Origin of the sequence: Thermorhabdus hydrogeniformans (assembly GCF_049310025.1) — a bacterium.
Lineage (GTDB): Bacteria > Bacillota > Thermosediminibacteria > Thermosediminibacterales > Tepidanaerobacteraceae > JBJYKD01.
The window spans coordinates 51,169-74,158 of the sequence record NZ_JBJYKD010000002.1; the positions used below are offsets into that span (position 1 = coordinate 51,169).

Consider the following 22,990-nt stretch of genomic DNA (forward strand, 5'->3'; position numbering starts at 1 on the left):
ACAATATAACACAAGAAATCCTACATTGTCAAGAAAAAAAATTTAAACGGCCAGGGAAGACGACCACCTTCCGCATTTATCTCCCCAGCGGGCCAGGAGCCTATTGTCTGAGAAAATCTGCACCACTTCGCATAAGTTTGGGCACCCTTTGCACTCAAAACTGCCGACATGGTAATTTCGAAAAGCCACATCAAATCCCATAAAATTCGTTTTTTTATTTTCTTGCTGAGCCATGTGCCTTGCGGCAAGGATGGCCGCTCCCACGGCCCCCATGACGTCGTAATTTTTTGGGACCGTTATTTCCATTCCCAGTTCATTTTCAAACGCTTTTTTTATTCCCACATTTGCCGCCACTCCGCCCTGAAAGAGCACGGGAGGTTTTATCTCCTTCCCCTTGGCAACATTCGCCAGATAATTTCTCACCAGCGCCTGGCAGAGGCCCCAGATGATATCCTCGACTTTATGCCCAATTTGCTGCTTATGTATCATATCCGACTCTGCAAAAACGGCGCACCGCCCTGCTATTCTGGTGGGGATCTTAGATTGAAGCGCTTTTTGCCCGAATTCTTCAATGGGTATGCCCAGCCTTTGAGCCTGCCTGTCCAAAAAGGAGCCGGTTCCGGCCGCACATACAGTGTTCATGGCAAAATCCACCACGATCCCGTCTCTTATGATTATTATCTTCGAATCCTGTCCACCAATTTCCAAAATGGTGCTGGCACAGGGCACCTGAGATAGAGCCGCCACTGCGTGAGACGTGATTTCGTTTTTAACAATATCCGCCCCCACCAGGATTGATGCCAGTTGTCTTCCGCTGCCTGTAGCCCCCACGGCAAAAACTTCAATTTCATTTTTATACTTTTTCTGAAGCATTGAAAGGCCTTCTTTTATTGCGTCTATAGGCCTGCCCGCCGTCCTCAAATAAAGTTTTTCCACGAGTTTGTTCTGTTCGTCGAGCAAGACTAAATTGGTGCTGACCGAGCCCACATCAATTCCCAGCGAACATCTTGTCATGGATATCCACCTCCGATCTGTGTCTTATCATGTCCACAAAAGCTTCAAGGCGTGTTCTAAAACCGGCTTCCGCCGAATGTTCATCCAAAACCAGAGTCATTACAGGGATTGAGTATTTTCTGCTTACATTCGGTAGAACGCTTTTTGCCACAATTTCTGGCATGCACGTAAAAGGCAGCAACTGGATAACGCCTTCAAAACCTTCCCTTGAAAATCTGACAACCTCGGCTACCGTTTCCCGGCCGTGACCTCCCACAAAGCAGTTTATATATGGACTGGCAAGTTTCAGGATTTCAGCGTGCTCCTTTGGTTTTAAAAATGAGGGAAAGATATTTTCTCGGAACCAATCGGTAATATAAATACTCCTCCGAACTTCCACCCCCAGTTCACCCAGCTGTTTTTCAATATACAGATTTACAAAAGGTTCTAAAACAGTATATATTTCTCCCGCCAGCCCTATTTTGACCGGGATTCTACTGCCATCTACTTTTATGCTCAAAAACATCTCCTGTATTTCACGCTTCACATCTCCCATTTCGGCTTCGTTCCTCGCCTTTTCTATCAGCTTCATCGCCTCGTCATACTTTCTTTCGGTATCCCCTTTGTTCAGTTCCAGCGGTCTTGTTTTGCTGGCCATTCGATCCAGCTCATCCAGGAGGATGGCTTTTTGCCACGCCAACTTCCCCGCATTCACAATCTCTTTAAAGGTGCGGTTTTTCTTATTGACTATGCGGCCCAGCTTTTGAATCAACTCTAATAAATGACCCCTCGGTGGCTCAAGGACCACCATGTCAAAATGAAACCCCAAATCTTTTAAAATTTCTCTCTGAACCTGGGCATAGTATCCAAACCTGCATGGCCCTGAACCTCCCGCCATAACTATGACATCAGCACCCTTTTCCAAAGATTCAATAAAATTCCCTATGTTTATTTTCAGAGGGAGGCAGGCAAATTCCGGCGAGTGTTTGACCCCGAGCTCCAGTGTTCTTTTATTACAAATCGGTGGCACTATAACTTCAACACCCAGCTGCTCGAAAAAAGTTTTTATGGGTATATAAATATTACCCATATGCGGAAAGGTTATTTTCACCGTCTTTTCTCCCTTCTAAGATATCCAAAAACGCCTCGAGCCTTGTATTAAAACCGGCTTCTCCAGCATGCTCATCAAGGTTTAAATAAAGAAAAGGCATTTTATACTTCCGTATAACCATGCGCTCCAGAAGTTCGCCCACCAGGGAATCGGGGCCGCAACCGAAGGAGGCCACATGTATAATGCCGTCTATTTCTTCCTCTTCCAGATGACAATATGCGCAACCTATTATGTTCCTGCCAAGAGTCCAGAACATGTCCTTGGGCAGGTTTGCCGCTCCCCGGAGGATTTTCCTTAAAGGCACCATTTCTGGTGTTATTACTTTTACACTGTTCTGACTCAATTTTGAAATCAAATTCATGTTAATAAAGCTGTCATAGAGATTATATGGGTGTCCCAGCAGGAGAACCGCATATTTGAAGTCGTTAACGCGGTTAATTCCGTTTTTTAGATCATAATTGTTTAATATATTGTTTAAAGCCTCTTGTGCATCTACGCTAAATCTTTTCGCATGGTTTTTATAAGCTTTCCAGGCTTTAATATACGCTGCGATGATATTCAGTTTATTTTTATTTAGAATTCTGCCGATCTGAAAAAAATGTTCGTACATACCGCTTTTCCTTTTGTATAAATCAAGTTTCGTATCTATCATTAGCGGCAAATCTGGAATGTTGCTTTTAATCATGTCCGGAAGCCCTAAAAACTTGGGGCAGATATATTTTTTCGGCTCTACGCTTACAATTCTCGGCACATATAAGGCGTCAACCTTTCCCAGTAGTTCTTTGACATGCCCGTGAAAAAGTTTCACCGGCAGGCAGGCGTCATCCACCGTCAATTCAACGCCGTCTTTTAAAATTTTTTTGTTTGTGGGACCGGAAAGCACCACCTCATGCCCCAAATTTTCAAAGAAGGTTTTCCAGAGGGGATAATAATTGTAAAAAAGCAAAGCTCTGGGTATCCCTATTTTCATAATCACACCTCTATTACCATTTCTTTACCTATTTATTTCCATTTTTTCATTTTTTATATCTTTCCCGGTTTTGAATTTCAGGTATGGGCTTTCTAAAGATCACTGTCGACAGGGCCTTTCTATCCAGTGGAATTAGAGGCCACATGTAAGAATTATTATCTACGGATCTGGTGGTAAAAAGTACGGCCAAAGTCAAAATTACACCCGCCATAAAACCCGGCGCTGAAAAAATCCCTGTTAGTATCAGTATTAAAAGCCTGAAAAGCCTCACTGCGAGAGCAAACTCTATGCTGGGTGTGGCAAAGGTTCCTATCGCGGTTATTGCAATGTATAAAATTGTTTCCGATGAGAAAAGGCCAATTTCTACCGCAAACTGCCCCAGCATAATGGCTCCAAGTAAACCCAGGGATGTCGCCAGGGCGTTGGGAGTGTGTATTAGCGCTATTCTTATTAAGTCAAGCCCAATCTCCAGGATCAGAAACTGGCCAAATAGAGGTACCGGGGTGTCCTTCCTGGGCCCGATAAACTTAAGCCACGAAGGCAACAATGCTCTGCTGTAGACCAGTACCAGCCATAGTGGGGGCAGTATCCAGGACAGTATTATCCCCAGTATCCTTACCCAGCGAATATAAGTTCCCACTATGGGGTTCTGGTAATAGTCCTCGGCGTGCTGGATAAAGTTAAAAATATTGGCCGGTAGGATCATTACGCTGGGGGATGTATCCACCATAACAGCAATGTAGCCTTCCAACAGATGAGCTGCCACCACATCGGGTCTTTCGGTGAACCGGACTTTAGGAAAAGGATTCCAGTTTTTTCCTACAATAAATTCCTCAAGACTTTTTTCGGCCATCACCAGATCATCGGTCTTAATGCCCTTAATTTTGGCCTTGATTCTCTCCACCAGCTCAGGATCAGCCTTGTCTCTTAAATATGAAACCACCACGTCGGTTTTTGTCCTCAGACCAACTTTCAGGATTTCGTTGCGCAGCGAGGGGTCTTTCAACCTTCGCCTAATCAGGGCTGTGTTAAAAACCACCGTTTCAACCAGGCCGTCTCTGGGACCCCTGGTAACCCTTTCAAGATCGGGCTCCTCGGGATTCCTGGCGGGGTATTGTCTGGCATCGATGATAATGGCTTCCTTTAGGCCGTCTATGAGCAAGGCCACCGGGCCGGCCAGTACGTTGTCTATAACCTCTTCAATGGTTGACACCGCTTCTACTTCGATATAACTGATTTTTGATTTTATCAGGTTTTCCACGGTTTCCGGAAAAAAATCCTCTTTCTTTACTCTCAATAGCGTCTCCAGAATTCTCAATATAACCTGATCTTTAACAAAACCGTCGATAAAGACCAGAGCCGCACTTCTTTCGGCTATTTTTAACGGCCTGGATATAATGTCAAAACTTTCGCCTATCCCAAGCTTTTCCGACAGAAAATCCAGGTTTTCATTCAGCTGTCTTTTTATTTCCATCGATTCACTTCCCGGCAAGAAAATATAGAAATACAAGCATTCTAAATACTGCCAGCTTTATCATTATAACCGGCCATGGTTTTCGGAAACCGGCAAGGGGGTTTATCAGATCGAGCCACGGGATTTCTTTGGGCCCGGCAAGCCCCAAACCAATCGTCAGCAAAAATAGAGGACCTAAAATAGTCAAAAAGCTTTTTCCACCGGGCCAGGTAATGGAAGAAAAAATACCCCCGGCAATAACTTCTGTTATTCGTGATTGAAGAACCAGAGAAATACACACGGAAAACAACAAGTCGGCACAGGAAATTAAAAATACTATATTCCAGTACCTTGGGCTTATAATTAATATGGTTAGAAGGATACCTATAATATCAATCAACATTTTTTTCTCCTACTTGGATTTGGGATTGAAAACAACCGCCATTAAATATCCGAATACTACCGCAGCCGTTATCCCGGCTGCGGCGGACCTCAATGCGCCGGTGAATATACCCCAAAAGCCGTATTTATCTACATCCTCTATTACCCCCGTTACCAGATTGTGCCCGAACCCCGGTAGAGGTATCGTTGCCCCCGCCTTTCCTATTTCCACCAGCGGCTGATAGAGGCCCAAACCGCTGAGAATAGCCCCTAAAGTGACAAATAACACCAGCACATGGGCTGGCGTCAGCTTGGTAGTATCCATTAAGATTTGCCCCACCACACAGATTAATCCGCCTATGATAAAAGCCATTAAATAATCCATTTTCTGTATTCTCCTCTTAAAAATTTAAATGTTTTCAATGGCCACGGCGTGTGCGATGCACGGTATGGTATCTCCCTGCTGGGTGCTGGTGGTGCTCAAAAGTGCACCGGTAGCCACCAGCAATACTCTATTGTATTTCCCCTTTAACATCTCTTTGTAAATATAACCGCACGTGACGACGGCGGCACAGGCGCAACCGCTGCCCCCCGCGTGCACGTCTTGATCAGGGCTGTATATCAAGAGACCACAGTCCGAATACTTATCGGAAACATCATAACCCTTTTGCTTCAAGAGCTCCTCCGCAATATCTTTTCCTACGCTTGCAAGATCCCCGGTCAGGATAATGTCATAATCACAAGGGTTCCGCCCGGTATCCTGAAAATGGCGGGTTATGGTATCTACGGCGGCGGGGGCCATGGCCGTGCCCATATCGTTGGGGTTTATCTCCCCCATATCTATAACCTTGCCGGTGGTAAAATATGTGATCCGGGGATTTTGCGCTTTGGAAGATATAACCGCAGCCCCGGCTCCTGTCACGGTGGTCTGGGCTGTAGGCGGCCTTTGGGTGCCCAATTCCAGCGGAAATCTGTATTGTCGCTCGGCGGTGCAGAAGTGGCTGGAAGTGGCCACCACAAGGTTATCGGCGTATCCCCCGTCCACCATCATCGCTCCAATGCCAAGCCCTTCGGACATGGTGGAACAGGCACCGTATATCCCCAAAAACGGAAAGCCCAGTTCCCTCGCCGCAAAACCGGCTGATATTATCTGGTTCAAAAGGTCTCCCGCCACAAAGTACTCTATACTTGTGTGCGGAATCCTGCTGTTTTTAATCGCCATTTCGGCGGCTTCTTTAAGCATTTTTCTCTCGGCTTTTTCCCAGCTCTTTTCTTTATATATGTTGTCATTCAGTGTCAGATCGAAGTAGTTTTTTAGCGGGCCCTGACCCTCCTTGGGCCCCACAATAGAAGCCGTTGCTATAATGGAAGGTGGATTTTGAAATTTTACTGTCTGTAAACCCAGTTTTTTGGCAGACAAAACCTTTCCTCCTAAAGCTTTATTAAATAATAAATAAGGCCGATTACAACTGCTGAAGAAATCCCGTACACCAGAACCGGCCCAGCCACCACGAACATTTTTGCAGCCACGCCAAACACGTAACCTTCCCTCTTAAACTCCATGGCCGGAGCCACGATGGAATTGGCGAAACCCGTGATTGGCACTATCGAACCCGCACCCGCCCGTTTACCGATCTTGTCGTAAATCCCCAAGCCTGTCAATAACGCTCCCAAAAATACCATAATAGCGGCCGTAGGGGCTCCCGCTTCTTTCTGGCTCATACCGGTGGAGATAAAAAAATTCATCACCAACTGCCCTACAACACAGATTAACCCGCCGATCAAAAAAGCCATTATTATATTCTGGAGGTAGGGTGGTTTCGGCCGTTTTTGTTTGACAAAATTTTTGTAGTCCTGTTGCTCTTTTGTGAGTTTAGACATGCTGCCCTCCCCTTTTGTTTTTCACTCTAAAAACGAGCACTTTATGTGCCCGTTTTTAGCTTTCTGTAGTTCCGTCGACTTTAAACGCTATGGCCACGTCGGCCTTGTATTCGACAATTTTGCCGTTGTTCACATTGGCGGTGTTATTTAAGACTTCCACCCCCGTGATATTTCTGATGGTTTTACTGGCATCCCTCACGGCATTTTCCACAGCTTCCTGCCAGCTGTTCTTTGATTCTCCTACAACTTCAATAACTTTCACAGTCATCTTAACGTCCCCTCCTCATTTATGGTTACAATTTTATTTTCCCCTATTAGACTGTCCTTATTCTCCAAATACAAGACAAGTTTGGCGCTTTTGGGCACGCGATTTTTGTAAATTTTTACGGCTACAAAAAGGCTTGACGCTACAGCAAATAAAAAAATGAGCACTACAATCAGCGTTTTTCTGTTTAATGAAAGCACGGCATGTATCACCTCTAGTTTATTATTGTATGGCTTGGTTTTTTTTATGCAAAAAAAAAGCCCTGGAAAAGGCTGTTTTTAGGATATAAGTTCTTTTATTTTGTTTAGTATCTTTCGCTCTAATCTGGAAACCTGAACCTGTGTCATGCCCAGGATACCGGCCACTTCCATTTGGGTCTTGTCCTTGAAATACCTCAGTATTATAATCTGGCGCTCTTCTTTGCTTAGCTTTGCAAGGGCTTCTTTTAAAGCTATTCTGTCAAGCCACTGATTCTGCCGGTGTTCATCAGCCTCTATCTGGTCAATGTAGTAAATTGGTGACCCGTCGTCCTGATAGGCTATATCGTTTAGAGAAATCAAAGACTGTTGGGATTCCAAGACCATTACCACTTCTTCCGGTGAAAGCTTCGTCTCCTCGGCCAGTTCATTGATCGTCGGCTCTCTATCCAGCGTTTTTATGAGCATCTCCCTGGCTTGTTGAATTTTCCCGGCCATCTCCTTAAAAGACCTGGCTACTTTTACCGGGCTGTCATCTCGTAAAAATCTGCGAATCTCGCCCATTATCATGGGTACCGCATACGTGGAAAACCTTACGTTGTAATTGAAATCAAATTTTTCGATGGCCTTGAGCAGGCCAATACTTCCTATCTGAAATAAATCCTCCAGTTCATAACCTCTATTGTTGAACCTCTTTACAATGCTCCAGACCAGGCCGAGGTTCAGGGATACCAGTTCATCTTTGGCCTGTTTGTCCCCCTGCTTTGCCCTTTTTAAAAGCTCCATTGATCTGTTTAAATCCATAACCTCTACCTCGTACCCGTACGGTGTCTAAAATTCTTTACCATTTTTACGGTTGTGCCCTTTCCGGGTTCGGATTTCACTTCTAGCTCATCCATAAAATTTTCCATAATGGTAAAACCCATTCCCGACCGGTCCAGTTCTGGTTTGGACGTCCACAGCGGCTGCCTTGCTTTTTCTATATCCTCAATACCTTTTCCCCAATCCTGAACCCAAATGTCGATTCTGCCCTCATATAATTTAGCCTTTATCCTTATTGTACCCACCGTATCTTCATAGCCATGAATAATGCTATTTGTGACAGCTTCGGAAACCGCCGTTTTGATATCCGCCAGTTCGTCCAGAGTGGGGTCCAGTTGAGAAGCAAAAGCAGCCACCACCACTCTGGCAAAACCTTCATTTTGAGACTTGCTTAAAAAATCCACCTGCATTTCGTTCAGTATTTCCATATAATCACTCCTTTAATTTGTCTATGGCTTCCTTTTCATCATTATAGCAGGCTACAATGCCAAAAAGCCCTGCCATTTCAAAGATTCTCTTTACCCGGGCGTTCAAACCGGCTACGGCGACTTTTCCGCCCGTTCTTTGAAGGGCTTTGTAACGGCCTATTATCATTCCAATTCCGGAACTATCCATAAAAGATACGTTCTTAAAGTTGAACAAAATTTTTTTAATAGGAAATTTCATCATATTTTCTTCCATCTGACTTTTCACTAAAAAAGCCGTATAATGGTCCAGTTCACCCCTTAGATTTACTATCATTATGTCTCCCAATACTCTGATGCTTGAGCTCATTTTATCCCCCCTTTACATTACAGCTTATATTAAGTTCTACAACAAAAAGGAAAATCCTGCTAAAATAAAAGAATCTTCCCTTTAAATACCTAAAAAACTGTAAGGTTTTAAAGGGCAGATTCTTTTGGTTCTAATAAATTTTTTTCACGTAAAGGCGAGCGTCAAGCAATTGGCAGCAGCGGGTTTTAAAAATTAATCCATCGGGCCAGCACCCTTTTAAGGATATCAAACATACCCGCTTTTTTTACGTCTTCCGATACCACCAGGTCCGTTTGGCCAACGGTCCGGCCATCTTGTTCCGCTATGAGAATTCCCACTTTTTGGCCCTTTTCAAGAGGGGCGAACAATTTATCCGGAAGATTTACCCTGGTGCTTATGCCCTGTTCCTTGCCCTTTTCTGTCAAAATGCTCAAATCCGACGCCGCCACAATATTTACTTCTTTCAAAACACCTTTTTCTACCGGGATAGCCCTCTGAACCGAGCCCTTTTTTGCAATTACAATCGAATCATAATGTCCAAAGCCATAATCCAGAAGTTTGATCGTATCTTCAAACCGCTGTTTGGAATTCTCCGCATTTAGAACCACGGATATAAGCCTGAAATCGCCCCGTTTTGCCGTGCCCGCAAAACAGAAACCGGCTTTTTGATGGAAACCCGTCTTGAGGCCGTCAAGACCTTCATATTTCCCCAACAATTTATTGGTGTTCGCCAGCATGGTGGCATCTCTTTTTTTATCGGTATGCTCCAGGTAGTCCATCCATACGGTTGACCATTCAAATACTTTGGGGTGTTTCACCAGTTCTTTTGCCATCAGAGCTACATCGTAGGCGCTGGTGTAGTGATTGGGGTCGGATAGGCCGTGGGGGTTTACAAAGTTTGTATTTTTCATTCCCAGGGCTTTTGCCCTGTCATTCATCATTTTGACAAATCCCTCGACACTGCCGCCCAGATACTCGGCCACGGCGACCGATGCATCGTTGGCAGATGCTATGGTTATGCATTTAAGCAATGTCTCAAAGGTCTGTTCTTCTCCAGGCCCCAGAAATACCTGGCTTCCTCCCGTTTTCCATGCCCTTTCGCTGATTTTAATCGTATCGCTCATCTTTACCTTCCCGGAATCCAACGCCTCAAAAGCCAAAAGCAGCGTCATGATTTTCGTAATACTGGCCGGTTCTAATTTTTCATGAGCGTTTTTTTCAAAAAGTACTTTTCCCGTGCCGGCGTCCATCAAAATAGCCGAAGGAGACTTTACGTCTGGTTGGGGTTGGGCCATGGCGGGATTTAAAATACTAAGCAGGTTGAAAATAATCAATCCCGCAATAAGTATTATTAACCTTTTTTTGCTGGTCAGAACCATAAAAAATCTTCCTCCCTTCATCTTTAGTTTTCCATCGGGGAGGAATGTTATGCAATTTAAATTTTGAGACCTTTTTTCAGTGAGGCATAAAGCCATTATTACAAAAAATTTATATCCGCTTACGCCCTGGGATGGGTCCTGTCATACACTTCCTTGATCCTGCTCCTCGTAATATGGGTGTAAATCTGTGTCGTGGAAATATCTGCATGCCCGAGCATTTCCTGGACGGCCCTCAAATCCGCCCCATTTTCCAGGAGATGGGTGGCAAAGGAGTGCCGCAGGGTATGAGGGGTTATTTCCTTATTGATACCGGCCTGCCGTGCATATTTTTTTATGATCTTCCAGAAACCCTGCCTGGTCAGACCTTCTCCCCGGTGATTAATAAATAATATATTTGTCTCCTTGTCTTTGACCAGTTGCTTTCTTGCTTCATTTATGTACCTTTCAAGGTAATTTAAGGCGACAGAGCCTATGGGCACAATCCTTTCTTTTGAACCTTTTCCGAAGCAGCGCAAAAAACCCATTTCAAGATTGACATCTTCAACCCTTATGGAAATCAGTTCGGAAACCCTTATTCCTGTCGCGTAAAGCAATTCCAGCAGCGCCTTATCCCGCAACCCCCATAAATTTGTGACATCAGGTTGGTTTAACAGGTCTTCCACTTCTCCTACCGTTAACACGCGGGGCAATCTCTTTTCCAATTTGGGGGTATCCAGATTAATGGTTGGGTCTTCTTTAATGCGCCTTTCCCGGACTAAAAAGTGGTAAAAGGATTTAATGGCAGCGCAGGCCCTCGATATGCTGCTGCTCGCCTTCCCTTTTTTTTGCATCAAGAGCAAATACGAAACTATAACGGTCCTGGTCGTGTGGTTTATGTCATTTATTTTTTGCAGCTTTAAAAAATTTATGTAACTTCTTAAATCCCTCCTGTAGGCGTCTATGGTATTCCTTGACAGCCCTCTCTCCACCGACAAAAAGTCCAGGAATTCCAAAACCAGGTCCTCCATAAAATATCCTCCCGTTTCCGGTCTTAATAAAATATTCCATAAAGGATTCCCCAATTCCTTCTTAAAAGAAAAAGCTCCCAAAATAATTTGTCTTGGAAGCGCTGTAAATCTTTTACACATACTGGGTTAACATTTTTATAAAAAGCGGGGAAACGTAGCCTTCAATCAAGCCCGCCAGGACCAGCATAATGCTGAAAGTCAAATTGAACAGCATATAACCCATTAAAAGCTGCGTATAGTTTTCCGACGGTAGTTTCCTGCGGTTCTTTAACACCGTAATGGAAAAGGTAATACCGGCTACGCCCATCGATAAAATCGCCGGGATTATGATTATATTTTGCGGTAATATGGACAAAAGCGAAAAAATTATTCCCTTTATTCCCAGTTCGCCTATGAAAAACCCTACCGTAAATCCAAGTACAAACCCGCGAAAAAAAATTAAGGCCAGGATTAGCGGTAAACCTATTACCGTTAGGCCCAGAACGCACAGTGCCAGAGCCGTCTTCAGGTTATTGGACATAGATATATAAAATATCGTGGAAGAATCCACGTCTATATTTTTTATGTTGGCGAAAAATCCGTTGATAAAATCCAGAAGATCTTTCATCTGGTTTTCGGACATCATGTTTACCTCAACGCTTCCAAAGACAATGCCGGATATAAATACGGCGGAGAGCAATGCGTATAATCCTATATTTTTTTTAAAATAATCCGTTAAAAGCCTGGGGAAATAATTCAAAAGGATCCCCTCCCGTCCCATTTCATAAAAATATTTATGCCGGAAGAGAGGGGAATATGCTAAATTAATATCTTCCCGTAAAAACCTCCGCCGACCGATTTGAGCTTCAACTCGCCCTGCCTGCCCTCCATTTTTGTTAAGCCCCTTCTATGAAACGGTAAGCCAGCAGGAGTCCCACTATGGTTTTTGCGTCCCTGATTTGGCCAGTATAAACTTTTTCAATGGCCTCTTCAAACGGAACTTCTTCCATCTGGATGTACTCATCTTCGTCGGCTTCTTTGGGTTTACTCTCAAGATCCCGTGCCAGGAACAGATGCATTATTTCGCTGGAGAACCCGGGAGATGTATAAAAATCGGTTAAATGCCGCAGATCCCGGGCAAAAAAACCGGTTTCTTCCATCAATTCCCTCTGGGCGCATTCCTCTTTATCTTCGCCTTTTTCCAGCTTTCCAGCGGGAATTTCAAGGAGGACGCTCTCCACGGGCTTTCTAAACTGCCTTACCATCAACACTTCTTTTTTTTCGTTCATAGCCACCACCGCCACTGCGCCAGGATGGTCTACAATTTCCCTGGTAGAGGTTTTGCCGTCGGGAAGCCTCACTTCCTCGATCCGCAAGTTCAATATCCTGCCTGAAAAAACGGTCTTGGAGTTTAACGTGGTTTCAAAATACTCCATTTTCTCATCTCCCAATTGTAATAAATTTTTATGGGGCACATATAATATTTTAGGACAAGTCAGGGGGGTGGTAAAGATGGAATACATAATTTTTAAAAACGGATTTTACCTGGTGGGCAAATTTCAAGACATACTCAGATTTTTGAGGGAGAAAGCCAGATTTTACAAGACGGTCAAGGATATGATAAGGTCGGAGCTGAACTGAACCTTTCGCATATTTTACATGGTTTTATCTAACAAAAACGCCATTAGTCTGTACTTGCCCATGATGGTGTCTATATCGTCGATGTATATAAAATTTTTCTGTTCCCTTATTTTTGCGGGGGTTGAACTCGACTTCTGAACCAATGCCACCGCTTTATTGAGTTGGAGTAACCTGTCAGCCATTGCCTCTATGGTCGGGTGGTCCACGTCCCTCACTATGATAAAAAAGTCAGCCGGCTCCCGGGGTATGCCCTCGAATTCGGGGGCTGCAGCGCCCTGAAAAGAATTAAATTGCTTCATGTCTTCCGAATCTAAAACCCCGGCTATTTCTTTATTTAAATTTTCACTTACAATATCGGGACTTACTGCGGTTATATAACAAACCTGGGCTCCCGTCTTTTGTAAATAATTCACAATATCTTCAGAGTCCTTTTGAGCAACCGGTTCCACGATCGCTACCTTTTTCCCCGCCAGTCTGTCTTTGAAGAACATCTCAAAAAATTCTTCCAGAAACTTGTAATCATTTTCTCTGATTTTTTTTATTTTTTCAAGCTCGCGCTCTCTCGTTCTATTTTCATTCTTAAGCTGATGAAAATCCTGCTCGAGTTTATCGATGGTCCTTTTTTGCTGTTCCACCAGGACTTTATCGCTGTTTGCCGTAAAACCTACGGCGATGCCTATCCCCAGCGATAGAAAAACCGCCGTCAGCAAAATCGCAAAATGTTTAAGGTTGTACACGGAAATCACCTCCGGCCTATAACATTCCCAGCATTGACCTTACCTGAAGCAGCATCAATCTCAGGAGATGTTGAAATACCGGGGAGGTGGTGCCCAGGACCAGCAGGGGGAAAAATGCCGCAAAGCAGACTGCGGCTAAGTATTTGATCTTTAAGTTACTTCTGTAGAGCTTATTTACTCCCTTCGCGTCAATCAAAATATGTCCCACTTTTAACCGAACCAGAAATGTGGACGCCATGCCATGCCTCCCTTTTTCCAAAAAGTCGATTATATTTGTGTGAGTGCCCACCGCCACAATCAGGTCGGCCTTTTTTTCGTAAGCTAATAGCAGCGCCGCATCTTCGCTGGTTCCCGGCATGGCAAAGATGTGAGGAGTTAAACCCTTGTTTTGAAGTCGTTCAAGACCCGGCGCTCTGCCGTCCATATAAGCATGTATCACCAGCTCGGCCCCGCACAAAAGACCTCTATCGCTTATGCTATCCATATCCCCCACAATCACGTCGGGTTTTAAGCCGAATTCCAGTAGCGCATCGGCTCCACCGTCCACCCCTATTAAAATCGGTTTCATGTCTTCAATATAAGAAGCCAGAGCCAAAAGGTCTTTTTTATAATCCTTACCTCTAACTACAACCAAAACCTGCCTGCCCTCTATTCTGGTTTTGAGATCCGGGACCGGGAAACTTTCGGATAAAATGTTTTTCTCCATGCGTATAAATTTCATGGTGTTCCTGACGAATTTTTCCAGTTGAATACTATAATTCTCCTTTGACTCATTCATTTTCAAATCGATGAATTTTTTATCGATCAGCTGCCCCTTACAAAACAATTTTTTATTGACAAATATTGAAGCGTCGTCTCCTATTTCTATAAGATCTCCTTCCTTAATGCCGCGGAATCCTCCTTCCACATCGACTATAGGAATGCCGTAATCACATAAAATTTTCGGTCCGTAGTTTAAAAAGGTTCCGCTGATAGACGGTTCAAAGTTTACAACCGCTTTAACCTTATTTTTTATCATTTCTTCGGCCGCCAGTTCATCGATGTCTTTATGGTTGATTACCGCAACTTGACCCGGCTTAATTCTCTTCAAAAGATTTTTTGTCTTTCTGTCCACGACAGCACGTCCGGCAGCAATCATATAAACACCTCTAAGAGGTTACTAAAATTATTATTCCATTTGAGCCTTTAAAAATACAAACGAAAAAAATTATAATATTTATTCAATAAATAAACACCTCTCTTTCGTAACAACGAACAAGAGGTGTTTGGCTGAAAAATTTACAAATGCCGGTTGGAAAACGCCATTTTTAAAACGGCCGACGCATATTGTTAAAACCCCTGATAAATCCGGCTAACAGACTTTCCTTTCCATTCTCAATTTGTCCGAAATCATGGCAATAAATTCGGAATTGGTGGGCTTGCCTTTATCCTTCGGGATGGTATAACCGAACAGATTATTTATGGTCTCAATACACCCCCTATTCCAGGCCACCTCTATGGCATGCCTGATCGCCCTTTCAACCCTGCTGGGCGTGGTGTTGTACTTGTTCGCTATGGTTGGATAAAGAACTTTCGTAACGGCCGAAAGCAATTCCACATTATTGATGACCATATATATGGCCTCTCTCAAGTAAAAATAACCCTTTATGTGAGCTGGAACGCCTATTTCATGGATGATATTTGTAATCTCAATTTCCAGGTTATTCTTCTTTTCTGCGGGGGCTGCAGGCATTTTATGTTTTTTGACAACGGTATTCCCGTCGGCCAGTTCGCGCACACGGTCTATAAGTATGTTTAAATCAAAGGGCTTTACAATATAGTATTCGGCTCCAAGGCTGATAGCCTTTTGCGTAATCTTGTCCTGACCCACAGCCGAAAGAACTACAATTTTCGGCTTTTTGGGATTACTGGCTAATTTTTCTATAACCCCCAGACCGTCGAGATTGGGCATAATGAGATCCAGTATCAACACCTGCGGAGACAGCTCCTCAACTTTTTCCAGGACTTCCAACCCGTCATAAGCCATTCCAATCACTTCCATATCGGCCTCGTTCTGAAAGAACTCACACAGCATGTCACAAAATTCTTTGTTGTCATCGGCTATTAATATTTTGATTTTTTTTGAACCGTTCATAAAAGACCCCCCTACATTTTTGTTAAATTTTAATATTTTTTATATTCGACAAACAATGGAATAATCCTCCTATAATACCAAAAAATGTTTCAAAAATTAACTAAAACCTGATGTTCCGAGTTGAGTTTTGATATTTCCTCCAGCATCCATTCGGCAAAGACTCCGTATCCCCTTGTGGGGTCGTTGACAAACACATGCGTTACGGCCCCAACCATGTAGCCGTTCTGGATGATGGGACTGCCGCTCATGCCCTGAATAATGCCCCCGGTCTTTGCTATGAGTTCCGGGTCGGTAATTTTTATTATCATTCCCTTGCTGCTGGGATACGATTGCTTCATAATTTTTTGTATTTCTATGTCGTATTCCTCGATTTTTTCTCCTTCCACCACCGTCAACATTTTCGCACTGCCTTCGCGGACCTGTGAAATAGGAGCTATCGCCATCATCGGGTAACGGGGGTTTTGAATGGGTTTATACACCTTTCCAAATATACCAAATGAAGTATTGGCCAAAATATTGCCCAGGATTCTTTCTTCGTGGACAAATACACCTCTCTTTTCTCCCGGCTGGTTTTTTCGACCCGGCGTTATTGAGATTACTTTAGCCCGTATAATTTCACCTTCACCCACTTCAATGGCCCTGCCCGTATCGGCATCGGATATTATATGGCCCAGCGCACCGTAAAACCCCGTGCCGGGGTCGTAAAAAGTTAACGTCCCTACTCCTGCCGCGATATCTCTAACCCACAGACCCAACTGGTAAACACCCGTATTACTTTTGACAGCACTGAGTTTGGTTTCAAAGACGCTGTCGTTTCTCTTGACGGAAAGGGTTACAACCCTGTCGCCATCTTCGTTGACCACTTTGGACATATCTTCTGCCTGAAATATTTTTTTATTATTTACCATATATATTACATCGCCGACTTGAATACCGGCTTCCTGGGCAGGGTAATGTCTTTGTCCATTTTGGTCTATTACCGACGCCAGGCCGACGACTATTACCCCGTTGGGCCTGAGTTTCACTCCGACGGAATGTCCGCCGGGAACCACCCTTATTTCGGGCAATACGTGTACCTGCATTTTTTTAACGGGTATAATTCCCAAAAACCTGAATTCCAGGTTGTAGGTCCCGGTTTTGGAAGAATGCAATATCAGCGGATTTTTCAGGTTAACGGTAAGTCTTTTTTCAGGAGAAAAGCCGTTTATCGTCAAATATCCTTTTTGTCTGCATGATAGATTAAAGGTCAAAGGCACATTTAGCTCAATTCTCTGTTCCCTGCCCTCCAAAATTCGAATCTCAGCGGGAAAGTCATAAAAACTGTAAAAATCAAGGGCAAATGCCGCAATTATTATTCCCAGAGCTATTAAGATGCCCAGGGTTTTTTTGGCTCTCATATTTTGCAAGATGTTCACTCCCTGTTCTTAATAAAAAATGGGGTCTGAAAAATAAGATAACCTTTCTGTATGTTTTTATACCGCTGAGGGTAAAGCAAATTTTACAAAAAAAAATAAGCCATAATAGGCTTATCGAGCGTTTTTTATATTGTCGGCCAACTTTAGCATTTCCCTGGCGTGAGCCAGCGTGTTGCCGGTTATTTCGGCTCCACCCAGCATTCGAGCCAGTTCGTTTACCCTGTCTTGACCCCTGATTTCCGAAACTCTGGTATATGTTTTTCCTCCCAGAGTTTCCTTTTTTATTAAAAAATGAGCGTCTCCAAGGCTGGCAATTTGCGGGGAGTGGGTTACGCATAATACCTGATGACTTTTTGCTATCCTTGACAGCTTCTCCCCCACAATCTGAGCTGTCCTTCCACCGATGCCCGCATCAATTTCGTCAAATATAAGGCAGGGTATATTGTCGACTTTCGCCATTATATTTTTTAACGCCAGCATTATCCGGGATGCTTCGCCGCCCGAAACAATTTTTGCCAGTGGCTTTAGCGGTTCTCCGGGGTTTGTGGATATTAAAAATTCCACCCGGTCAAACCCGTCTCTTGTTATTTTATATCTCCTGCCGTTTACTTCTAACCCCGAATCGTCTTCTTCCCACTTAAAGTTAACTGCAAATTGAATTCCCTTCATGCCCAGATCCTGTAATTCTTTAGAAATATCGCGTTCCAACCTGGCAGCTGTCTTTTTTCTTGAATTATGCAGGGCTAGAGCCTTCTCAACAAGAGATTTGTTGGTAATTTTTAACTCTTCCTCCAATTCTGCGATTTCGTCATCGATATTTAAAACATCATCCAGTCTTGCCGCAGCTTCTTCCTTATACTTCAACAACTCCTCAATGCTCATGTTGTACTTTGCCTTTAGCCTGTCCAGCAATTCCAGTCTTGATTGTATCTCGTTTAACATTTCCGGGTCAAATTCCACGGATTCCTTGTAATTTCTGATGGCCGACGCTGCGTCCTGGAGCTCGTAAAGCATGTTTCTTAAAGTCTCGGAAAGAGAGTCTGCGGGTTTAAAATATTTTTTTATTTCTTCCAGATGGCTTATTATTTTGCCCAGATTATCTATAATCGAAGGGGCTTCATCCCCAACATATAATAAGGAATATGCGAGCTCCAGTGCCGCAAAAATCTTCCCGGCGTTTTCCAGCACCCGCCTTTTTTCTTCCAGTTCCTCATCTTCACCGGGTGTTAAACGGGCTTTTTCTATTTCGTCTATTTCATATTTTAATATATCTTTATGTCGGCGGAGTTCCTCGCGTTTTTTAACCAGGTCCTCTACTCTTCCAGCAAAGGTTCGTGACAGTTCATAAATCCGGGTTACATCCTCTTTTGCCGTTAAAACCTCTTCTCCGCCCAGCAGATCAAGAAGTTTCATGTGAGTCTCGCTTTCCAGCAGCGATTGATGCTGGTGCTGGCCGTGAATGTCAATTAAATATCTCCCCAGTTTTTTAAGGACCGAAACCGGTACACTTCTGCCGTTGGCCCTGCAATAGTTCCGGCCCTGTTCGGTTATTTCCCTGGTTATGATAATTAAGCCGTCTTCCGCCTCGATTCCATACTCTTTAAGCAAATCCCCCAAGGCTTCGCCGTCGCAATCAAAAACGGCTTCCACCACGGCACTTTGCTTTCCGGTTCTGATGTATTCGCTGGAGGCCCTTTCCCCGATTATCATATTCACGGCATCTATTATTATTGATTTGCCGGCCCCCGTTTCTCCGGTTAAAATATTCAACCCGCCCTTAAAATCGATCTCCAGGTCATCTATCAAAGCGAAATCTTTGATATGGAGTTTAAGGAGCATGGAGCCGCCTCCTTATCTCATGATGTTTTCAAACTTTTCCATTATCTCTTTGACGGCCGCTTTTGACCTGGCTATTACCAATATGGTGTTGTCCCCCGCAATGGTGCCTATTATTTCTCGCCAATTGAGGCCGTCAATGGCTTCCGCGGCGGCTGATGCAGTCCCCGACAATGTCTTTATGACGATGAGGTTCTCAGAAGATTCCATGCCTATTATAGATTCTTTAAACATTCTGAGAAGCTTATCTGAGATAAAAGATGTTCTCTCGGGTTCAGCATAGCAATAATGTTCATTGTCCCTTAAAACTTTTATCAGCCTCAATTCTTTTATATCCCTGGAGACCGTCGCCTGAGTGACATTGAAGCCCTGTTTTCTAAGTTCTTCGGCCAATTCCTCCTGAGTCTCGATGGGCTTTTCTTTAATTATTTCTCTGATTTTCATATGTCTCTTGGCTTTCAAGTATCCACCTCCTCCGGCTTAAAAATTCATCAATCATTGAGACTGCTTTCCGTCAGCTTTTTTCTCAATACATCATAAAAACTTCTATTTTTTAACCTGATGAGTTTGGTATAGCAATCGGATTTCTTTACTACCACTTCATCGCCGGGAAGCAGTTTATATCCCTGCTGTCCGTCTACCGTCAGCATGATATCTGGATTTTCAGCCACTACCTGCACTTTTATGATATCATCCTTTGAAAGCACGATAGAACGGCTCTGAAGGGTATGGGGGCATATGGGAGTCAGCAACAAGACCTCCACATTTGGATTAATAATAGGGCCTCCGGCGGAGAGGGAATAGGCCGTGGAACCCGTCGGCGTAGAAATTATCAAACCGTCTGAAGGATAGGTATCGATATAGGCGCCGTTGGCGGTGGTCTTCAGCCGAACCAGCCTTGCAAAAGGGCCCTTGGTCACCACCACGTCATTTAAAGCTAGAAATCCGGCCAGCTGGCGGCCTTCCCTAATCACATTGGCTTCAATCATCATCCGCGTATCAATAAAATATTTTTTTGATTTTAACCGCTCCAGATCAACGTATAAATCTGAAAGCTCTACTTCAGTCAAAAAGCCCAGGTGGCCGATATTGATCCCCAAAATGGGAACGCCGTAAGGCGCAAGCCGCCTGGCCACATTGAGTAATGTGCCGTCTCCGCCGAGGGTGACGGCCAGATCCACATCTTTTAACGGATCCTCAAAGCCTTTTGACAGATCGGGCATATCTATGACTTTCGCAGCTTCTTCCGGCAGCAGTACATCGAACTTGTTCTCCAACAGCCAATGAACGATATTGCGGACGATGCCGGTGGAATTTTTTTTGGACAGGTTTGGAAATAAGCCCACCTTTGTCATTTAATCACCTCTTGTCAAAAACCCGACGATAAAACCTAATAACAGGATGCCTGCGTACCACACAAAGCGATGAAGTGAAATCAAAGTTTTCTTCTCAAGGATGGAGTATTCCACTTTTTTTATTTCTTCATTTTCCATATCCACAAGGAGCAAACCATCGGGCCTGTACACCATATAATATTCCAGCAGTTGGCGGCGGGTAGCAGGAAATCTGGGTGAAGGGGCTTTTTCGCCGGTTTTAACTTCCGCCACATAAATCTTATTTCCCTTCTTTACTATAAAATCCGCCTTTACACTGGCCTTATAAGGTCTACCGTCAACCAGAAGGATATAGGATACCTCCTTTTGGAGGTCAATGACTTCAAAGCCCTGCTTCTCAAGCAATTTAGCAGCCCTGATTTCACTTTTTTTGGCCTTCCGGATCTTTCTTTTCAGTTTCGCTTTCCGAAGAAGATTTAAAATAACTACTGTACAGGCCGCTCCCAGAACAGCCCAGAAAAAGCCCACAGCTACATGATCCATTTCAAACCTCTTTTTTACTATTCTATAAAAAATTTAAAATTCCTCTCAAAAAAGTTCCATATGAGCTTCCCGGACAACCTTTTCTACATCGGGCAGCGAACAGGCCGGGCGTTTCTTAAACCAGGCCAGAAATTCTATATTGCCTTTAGGACCTGTAATAGGCGAAAATGTAAGACCCCATACAAAAAAATTTACCTCACCTGCGCTGGAAAAAACGTTTGTTATTGATTTTACATGTAAGTCCCTGTCTTTGACAACACCCTTTTTCCCCACTTCCTCTTTGCCCACTTCAAATTGAGGTTTAATGAGAGTTATCAGATCTCCGTTGTCTTTTAATAAAGAATAAAACGGCTCGAATACCTTTGAAAGAGAAATAAAAGACAGGTCTGCGGTAATAACGTCAGCCAGTTCACCTATATCGTCAAACTTCAGATAGCGGGCGTTCTTTCGCTCCAAAACCATGACACGCGGGTCTTTTCTCAAACGGTAATCCAGCTGCCCGTATCCCACGTCCACCGCGAACACTTTTCTTGCTCCGTGTTTTAAAAGGCAATCGGTAAACCCCCCTGTAGAAGCTCCGGCATCTATGGCCACTTTTTCTTTAACATCGATACCAAAGGTGGACAGCGCCTTTTCCAATTTCAGGCCACCCCTGCTGACATAGGGGATGGTTTTCCCCTTGACGGAAATGGAACTTTCCGTGTCGACCATGGTACCGGGTTTATCCACCAGCCTGTCGCCCACATAAACATTGCCTGCCATTATTTCCACTTTTGCTTTTTCCCTGCTTGGGAAAAAACCTTTTTTTACCAATAATACATCCAGTCTTTCTTTGCAGCCGTTCACCCTATAATTCACCTCCTGGACGTATCTCTTTTTCCGCTTATACCGGCAAGGATGTCAAATCCAAGTCGCTGCTTTATCGTGAAAACGACCAGGGCCACGTTATGCACAACTTTTTTTGAATTATTTATGGCAATCCCTTTGCCGATGGCCTTGCCGCCTATGGTAAGGGTAGATATAATTCCAGCCATTAAAATGCTCAGTGCCGTTTCATTTATATGTTTTGCCATTGCAAGAGCCTTTAACACAATTGCCGCCCCCGCCGCGCCGCTCAGGATACCACAGATATCTCCAACCACGTCGTTGCAGAAATTTGAAACTATGTCGGCGTTTCTTATAAGCTTAACGGCTTCTTTGCCTCCGGGCACCCTGTCGGCCGCCATGGCATGAAACGGTGTTTCGCTGGCTGAGGTAACGGCTATACCTATTATATCAAAGATTATGCCGATGGCAATTATGACCAGTAAAACGAAAATTGAAATAAATATATTAAATCTATCCATTAACGTTTCCGATATAAAACTAAAAAAAACGGATAACACAAAAGCCAGCAAGAACACCCTGTATACCCATCTGGCTTTTATGCTCCCGTTATTCTCAAAGTTTTTTCTCCTATTCGTCATCTCATGTTTATTTTTTTTTCGCGAATCGGAGTTCAAATTTTTCCCTCCGGTATTTTTATCCGAAAACAGGTGGTAGTGAATTGAGTAAATTTTGTGGCTTAGGTCTAGCTGGATTTCCCAGGCAGACATCCCATCGTCGCCGACAGGACGGTTCCCCTTTAAGTCTGCCTCTGCCATGTTGCCACTGGCAGGGCTAGATTACCACTTAGTCCACACTGTAATCCTCAATTCACTTCCTTACGGAACAGTCTAGGAGCTTTCCTCACCAAAATCACTCTTCTCCTAGCCTCTTTTGCAAAAAGGGTTTCAAAGGGTATTCTCCGGAAACTGAATCGGCCAATTCAATTTCCGGCCCAATGCCTTTTTCCACCCTTTCCGCTCAAGGCAGGCTACACTGCACCCAACATCTAATCGAATGCAGGTTAACCCCCCAAGCCGTAACTCAAAATCAACAATCTTGTGTCACGAACTTGGGTCTCCACGGGAGTAGGGTCAACGCCTACATGCCATTGTAGATCGCCCCATCTCCCTTACTCCCAGCACCAACCCCCGACTGGGCGTCGGCAGCCAGCACCAGGAACTTCATCGATGTGCCCTCGACGGATTTTTAGCCCCGCCTTCAGAGAAGCGATTTTGACTAGAATACTGCACCACCTGTTTTCAAGATTCGAAGTTTATTATAGCACAAAAGAT

At 44.0% G+C, this 22,990-nt stretch carries 27 protein-coding genes; 1 reads left to right on the top strand and 26 read right to left on the bottom strand.

All coding sequences use genetic code 11. From position 1 onward, the window contains the following. Nucleotides 1-42: 42 nt before the first annotated feature. From ACKX14_RS01200 to ACKX14_RS01275, 16 genes are all read right to left on the bottom strand, one after another. Nucleotides 43-1,014: an acyl-CoA dehydratase activase gene (locus ACKX14_RS01200; protein ID WP_422443837.1), complete on the bottom strand. Its 972-nt coding sequence runs from the start codon at nucleotides 1,012-1,014 to the stop codon at nucleotides 43-45. Further along, entirely contained in the window at nucleotides 989-2,104 is a 1,116-nt protein-coding gene (locus ACKX14_RS01205) for an acyl-CoA dehydratase activase-related protein (protein WP_422443839.1), read from the bottom strand. Before ACKX14_RS01205 ends, ACKX14_RS01200 begins: the two co-directional genes overlap by 26 nt. Further along, nucleotides 2,076-3,074 carry an acyl-CoA dehydratase activase-related protein gene (locus ACKX14_RS01210; protein ID WP_422443841.1) on the bottom strand — a complete coding sequence of 333 codons (999 nt, stop codon included), beginning with the start codon at nucleotides 3,072-3,074 and terminating at the stop codon, nucleotides 2,076-2,078. The genes ACKX14_RS01205 and ACKX14_RS01210 overlap by 29 nt, the downstream gene beginning before the upstream one ends. 46 nt (nucleotides 3,075-3,120) lie before the next feature. After that, nucleotides 3,121-4,548, bottom strand: a complete 1,428-nt coding sequence (locus ACKX14_RS01215) for a spore germination protein (protein ID WP_422443843.1) — start codon at nucleotides 4,546-4,548, stop codon at nucleotides 3,121-3,123. 4 nt (nucleotides 4,549-4,552) lie between these two features. After that, nucleotides 4,553-4,930 carry a hypothetical protein gene (locus ACKX14_RS01220; RefSeq protein WP_422443845.1) on the bottom strand — a complete coding sequence of 126 codons (378 nt, stop codon included), beginning with the start codon at nucleotides 4,928-4,930 and terminating at the stop codon, nucleotides 4,553-4,555. Between the two features lie 9 nt (nucleotides 4,931-4,939). After that, nucleotides 4,940-5,293: a stage V sporulation protein AE gene (gene spoVAE, locus ACKX14_RS01225; protein WP_422443847.1), complete on the bottom strand. Its 354-nt coding sequence runs from the start codon at nucleotides 5,291-5,293 to the stop codon at nucleotides 4,940-4,942. A 24-nt stretch (nucleotides 5,294-5,317) separates the two neighbouring features. After that, on the bottom strand, nucleotides 5,318-6,328 hold the full coding sequence (gene spoVAD, locus ACKX14_RS01230; RefSeq protein ID WP_422443849.1) for a stage V sporulation protein AD: 1,011 nt from the start codon (nucleotides 6,326-6,328) through the stop codon (nucleotides 5,318-5,320). 11 nt (nucleotides 6,329-6,339) lie between these two features. Further along, nucleotides 6,340-6,789 (bottom strand): stage V sporulation protein AC, encoded by a 450-nt coding sequence (gene spoVAC / locus ACKX14_RS01235; RefSeq protein WP_422443851.1) that lies wholly within the window; start codon nucleotides 6,787-6,789, stop codon nucleotides 6,340-6,342. A gap of 55 nt (nucleotides 6,790-6,844) precedes the next feature. Then, on the bottom strand, nucleotides 6,845-7,057 hold the full coding sequence (locus ACKX14_RS01240) for a dodecin family protein (protein WP_422443853.1): 213 nt from the start codon (nucleotides 7,055-7,057) through the stop codon (nucleotides 6,845-6,847). Nucleotides 7,058-7,332: 275 nt separating this feature from the next. Next, complete coding sequence (sigF, locus tag ACKX14_RS01245; RefSeq protein WP_422443854.1) at nucleotides 7,333-8,055, bottom strand: RNA polymerase sporulation sigma factor SigF; 723 nt, start codon at nucleotides 8,053-8,055, stop codon at nucleotides 7,333-7,335. 5 nt (nucleotides 8,056-8,060) lie between these two features. Beyond that, the gene (gene spoIIAB / locus ACKX14_RS01250) at nucleotides 8,061-8,501 is read right to left on the bottom strand and encodes an anti-sigma F factor (RefSeq protein WP_422443856.1); all 441 of its coding nucleotides are present in this window, start codon (nucleotides 8,499-8,501) and stop codon (nucleotides 8,061-8,063) included. A 4-nt stretch (nucleotides 8,502-8,505) separates the two neighbouring features. Then, nucleotides 8,506-8,847 carry an anti-sigma F factor antagonist gene (gene spoIIAA / locus ACKX14_RS01255; RefSeq protein WP_422443858.1) on the bottom strand — a complete coding sequence of 114 codons (342 nt, stop codon included), beginning with the start codon at nucleotides 8,845-8,847 and terminating at the stop codon, nucleotides 8,506-8,508. 185 nt (nucleotides 8,848-9,032) lie between these two features. Then, complete coding sequence (locus tag ACKX14_RS01260; protein ID WP_422443860.1) at nucleotides 9,033-10,205, bottom strand: D-alanyl-D-alanine carboxypeptidase family protein; 1,173 nt, start codon at nucleotides 10,203-10,205, stop codon at nucleotides 9,033-9,035. 119 nt (nucleotides 10,206-10,324) lie between these two features. After that, the gene (gene xerD, locus ACKX14_RS01265) at nucleotides 10,325-11,212 is read right to left on the bottom strand and encodes a site-specific tyrosine recombinase XerD (RefSeq protein ID WP_422443862.1); all 888 of its coding nucleotides are present in this window, start codon (nucleotides 11,210-11,212) and stop codon (nucleotides 10,325-10,327) included. A 112-nt stretch (nucleotides 11,213-11,324) separates the two neighbouring features. Continuing rightward, a complete protein-coding gene (spoIIM, locus tag ACKX14_RS01270) occupies nucleotides 11,325-11,951 on the bottom strand; it encodes a stage II sporulation protein M (protein ID WP_422443864.1) in 627 nt (208 codons plus the stop codon). A gap of 136 nt (nucleotides 11,952-12,087) precedes the next feature. Next, entirely contained in the window at nucleotides 12,088-12,627 is a 540-nt protein-coding gene (locus tag ACKX14_RS01275; protein WP_422443866.1) for an NUDIX domain-containing protein, read from the bottom strand. A gap of 76 nt (nucleotides 12,628-12,703) precedes the next feature. Between ACKX14_RS01275 and ACKX14_RS01280 the strand changes: the two genes are divergently transcribed. After that, on the top strand, nucleotides 12,704-12,832 hold the full coding sequence (locus ACKX14_RS01280) for a hypothetical protein (RefSeq protein ID WP_422443868.1): 129 nt from the start codon (nucleotides 12,704-12,706) through the stop codon (nucleotides 12,830-12,832). 14 nt (nucleotides 12,833-12,846) lie between these two features. Here ACKX14_RS01280 and ACKX14_RS01285 read toward each other — a convergent pair whose 3' ends face one another. From ACKX14_RS01285 to ACKX14_RS01330, 10 genes are all read right to left on the bottom strand, one after another. Then, the gene (locus tag ACKX14_RS01285; RefSeq protein WP_422443870.1) at nucleotides 12,847-13,569 is read right to left on the bottom strand and encodes a copper transporter; all 723 of its coding nucleotides are present in this window, start codon (nucleotides 13,567-13,569) and stop codon (nucleotides 12,847-12,849) included. A 16-nt stretch (nucleotides 13,570-13,585) separates the two neighbouring features. After that, on the bottom strand, nucleotides 13,586-14,707 hold the full coding sequence (gene steA, locus ACKX14_RS01290) for a putative cytokinetic ring protein SteA (RefSeq protein ID WP_422443872.1): 1,122 nt from the start codon (nucleotides 14,705-14,707) through the stop codon (nucleotides 13,586-13,588). A 213-nt stretch (nucleotides 14,708-14,920) separates the two neighbouring features. Beyond that, on the bottom strand, nucleotides 14,921-15,703 hold the full coding sequence (spo0A, locus tag ACKX14_RS01295) for a sporulation transcription factor Spo0A (RefSeq protein WP_422443874.1): 783 nt from the start codon (nucleotides 15,701-15,703) through the stop codon (nucleotides 14,921-14,923). An 89-nt stretch (nucleotides 15,704-15,792) separates the two neighbouring features. Next, a complete protein-coding gene (gene spoIVB / locus ACKX14_RS01300) occupies nucleotides 15,793-17,100 on the bottom strand; it encodes a SpoIVB peptidase (protein ID WP_422444073.1) in 1,308 nt (435 codons plus the stop codon). Nucleotides 17,101-17,229: 129 nt separating this feature from the next. After that, a complete protein-coding gene (gene recN, locus ACKX14_RS01305; protein ID WP_422443876.1) occupies nucleotides 17,230-18,957 on the bottom strand; it encodes a DNA repair protein RecN in 1,728 nt (575 codons plus the stop codon). Nucleotides 18,958-18,969: 12 nt separating this feature from the next. Further along, nucleotides 18,970-19,416 carry an arginine repressor gene (locus ACKX14_RS01310; RefSeq protein WP_422443878.1) on the bottom strand — a complete coding sequence of 149 codons (447 nt, stop codon included), beginning with the start codon at nucleotides 19,414-19,416 and terminating at the stop codon, nucleotides 18,970-18,972. A 29-nt stretch (nucleotides 19,417-19,445) separates the two neighbouring features. Beyond that, nucleotides 19,446-20,309: an NAD(+)/NADH kinase gene (locus ACKX14_RS01315; RefSeq protein WP_422443880.1), complete on the bottom strand. Its 864-nt coding sequence runs from the start codon at nucleotides 20,307-20,309 to the stop codon at nucleotides 19,446-19,448. Continuing rightward, entirely contained in the window at nucleotides 20,310-20,831 is a 522-nt protein-coding gene (locus ACKX14_RS01320; protein WP_422443882.1) for a PD-(D/E)XK nuclease family protein, read from the bottom strand. A 45-nt stretch (nucleotides 20,832-20,876) separates the two neighbouring features. Continuing rightward, complete coding sequence (locus tag ACKX14_RS01325; RefSeq protein ID WP_422443884.1) at nucleotides 20,877-21,677, bottom strand: TlyA family RNA methyltransferase; 801 nt, start codon at nucleotides 21,675-21,677, stop codon at nucleotides 20,877-20,879. A gap of 8 nt (nucleotides 21,678-21,685) precedes the next feature. Further along, nucleotides 21,686-22,333: a hypothetical protein gene (locus tag ACKX14_RS01330; RefSeq protein ID WP_422443886.1), complete on the bottom strand. Its 648-nt coding sequence runs from the start codon at nucleotides 22,331-22,333 to the stop codon at nucleotides 21,686-21,688. Nucleotides 22,334-22,990: the final 657 nt, after the last annotated feature.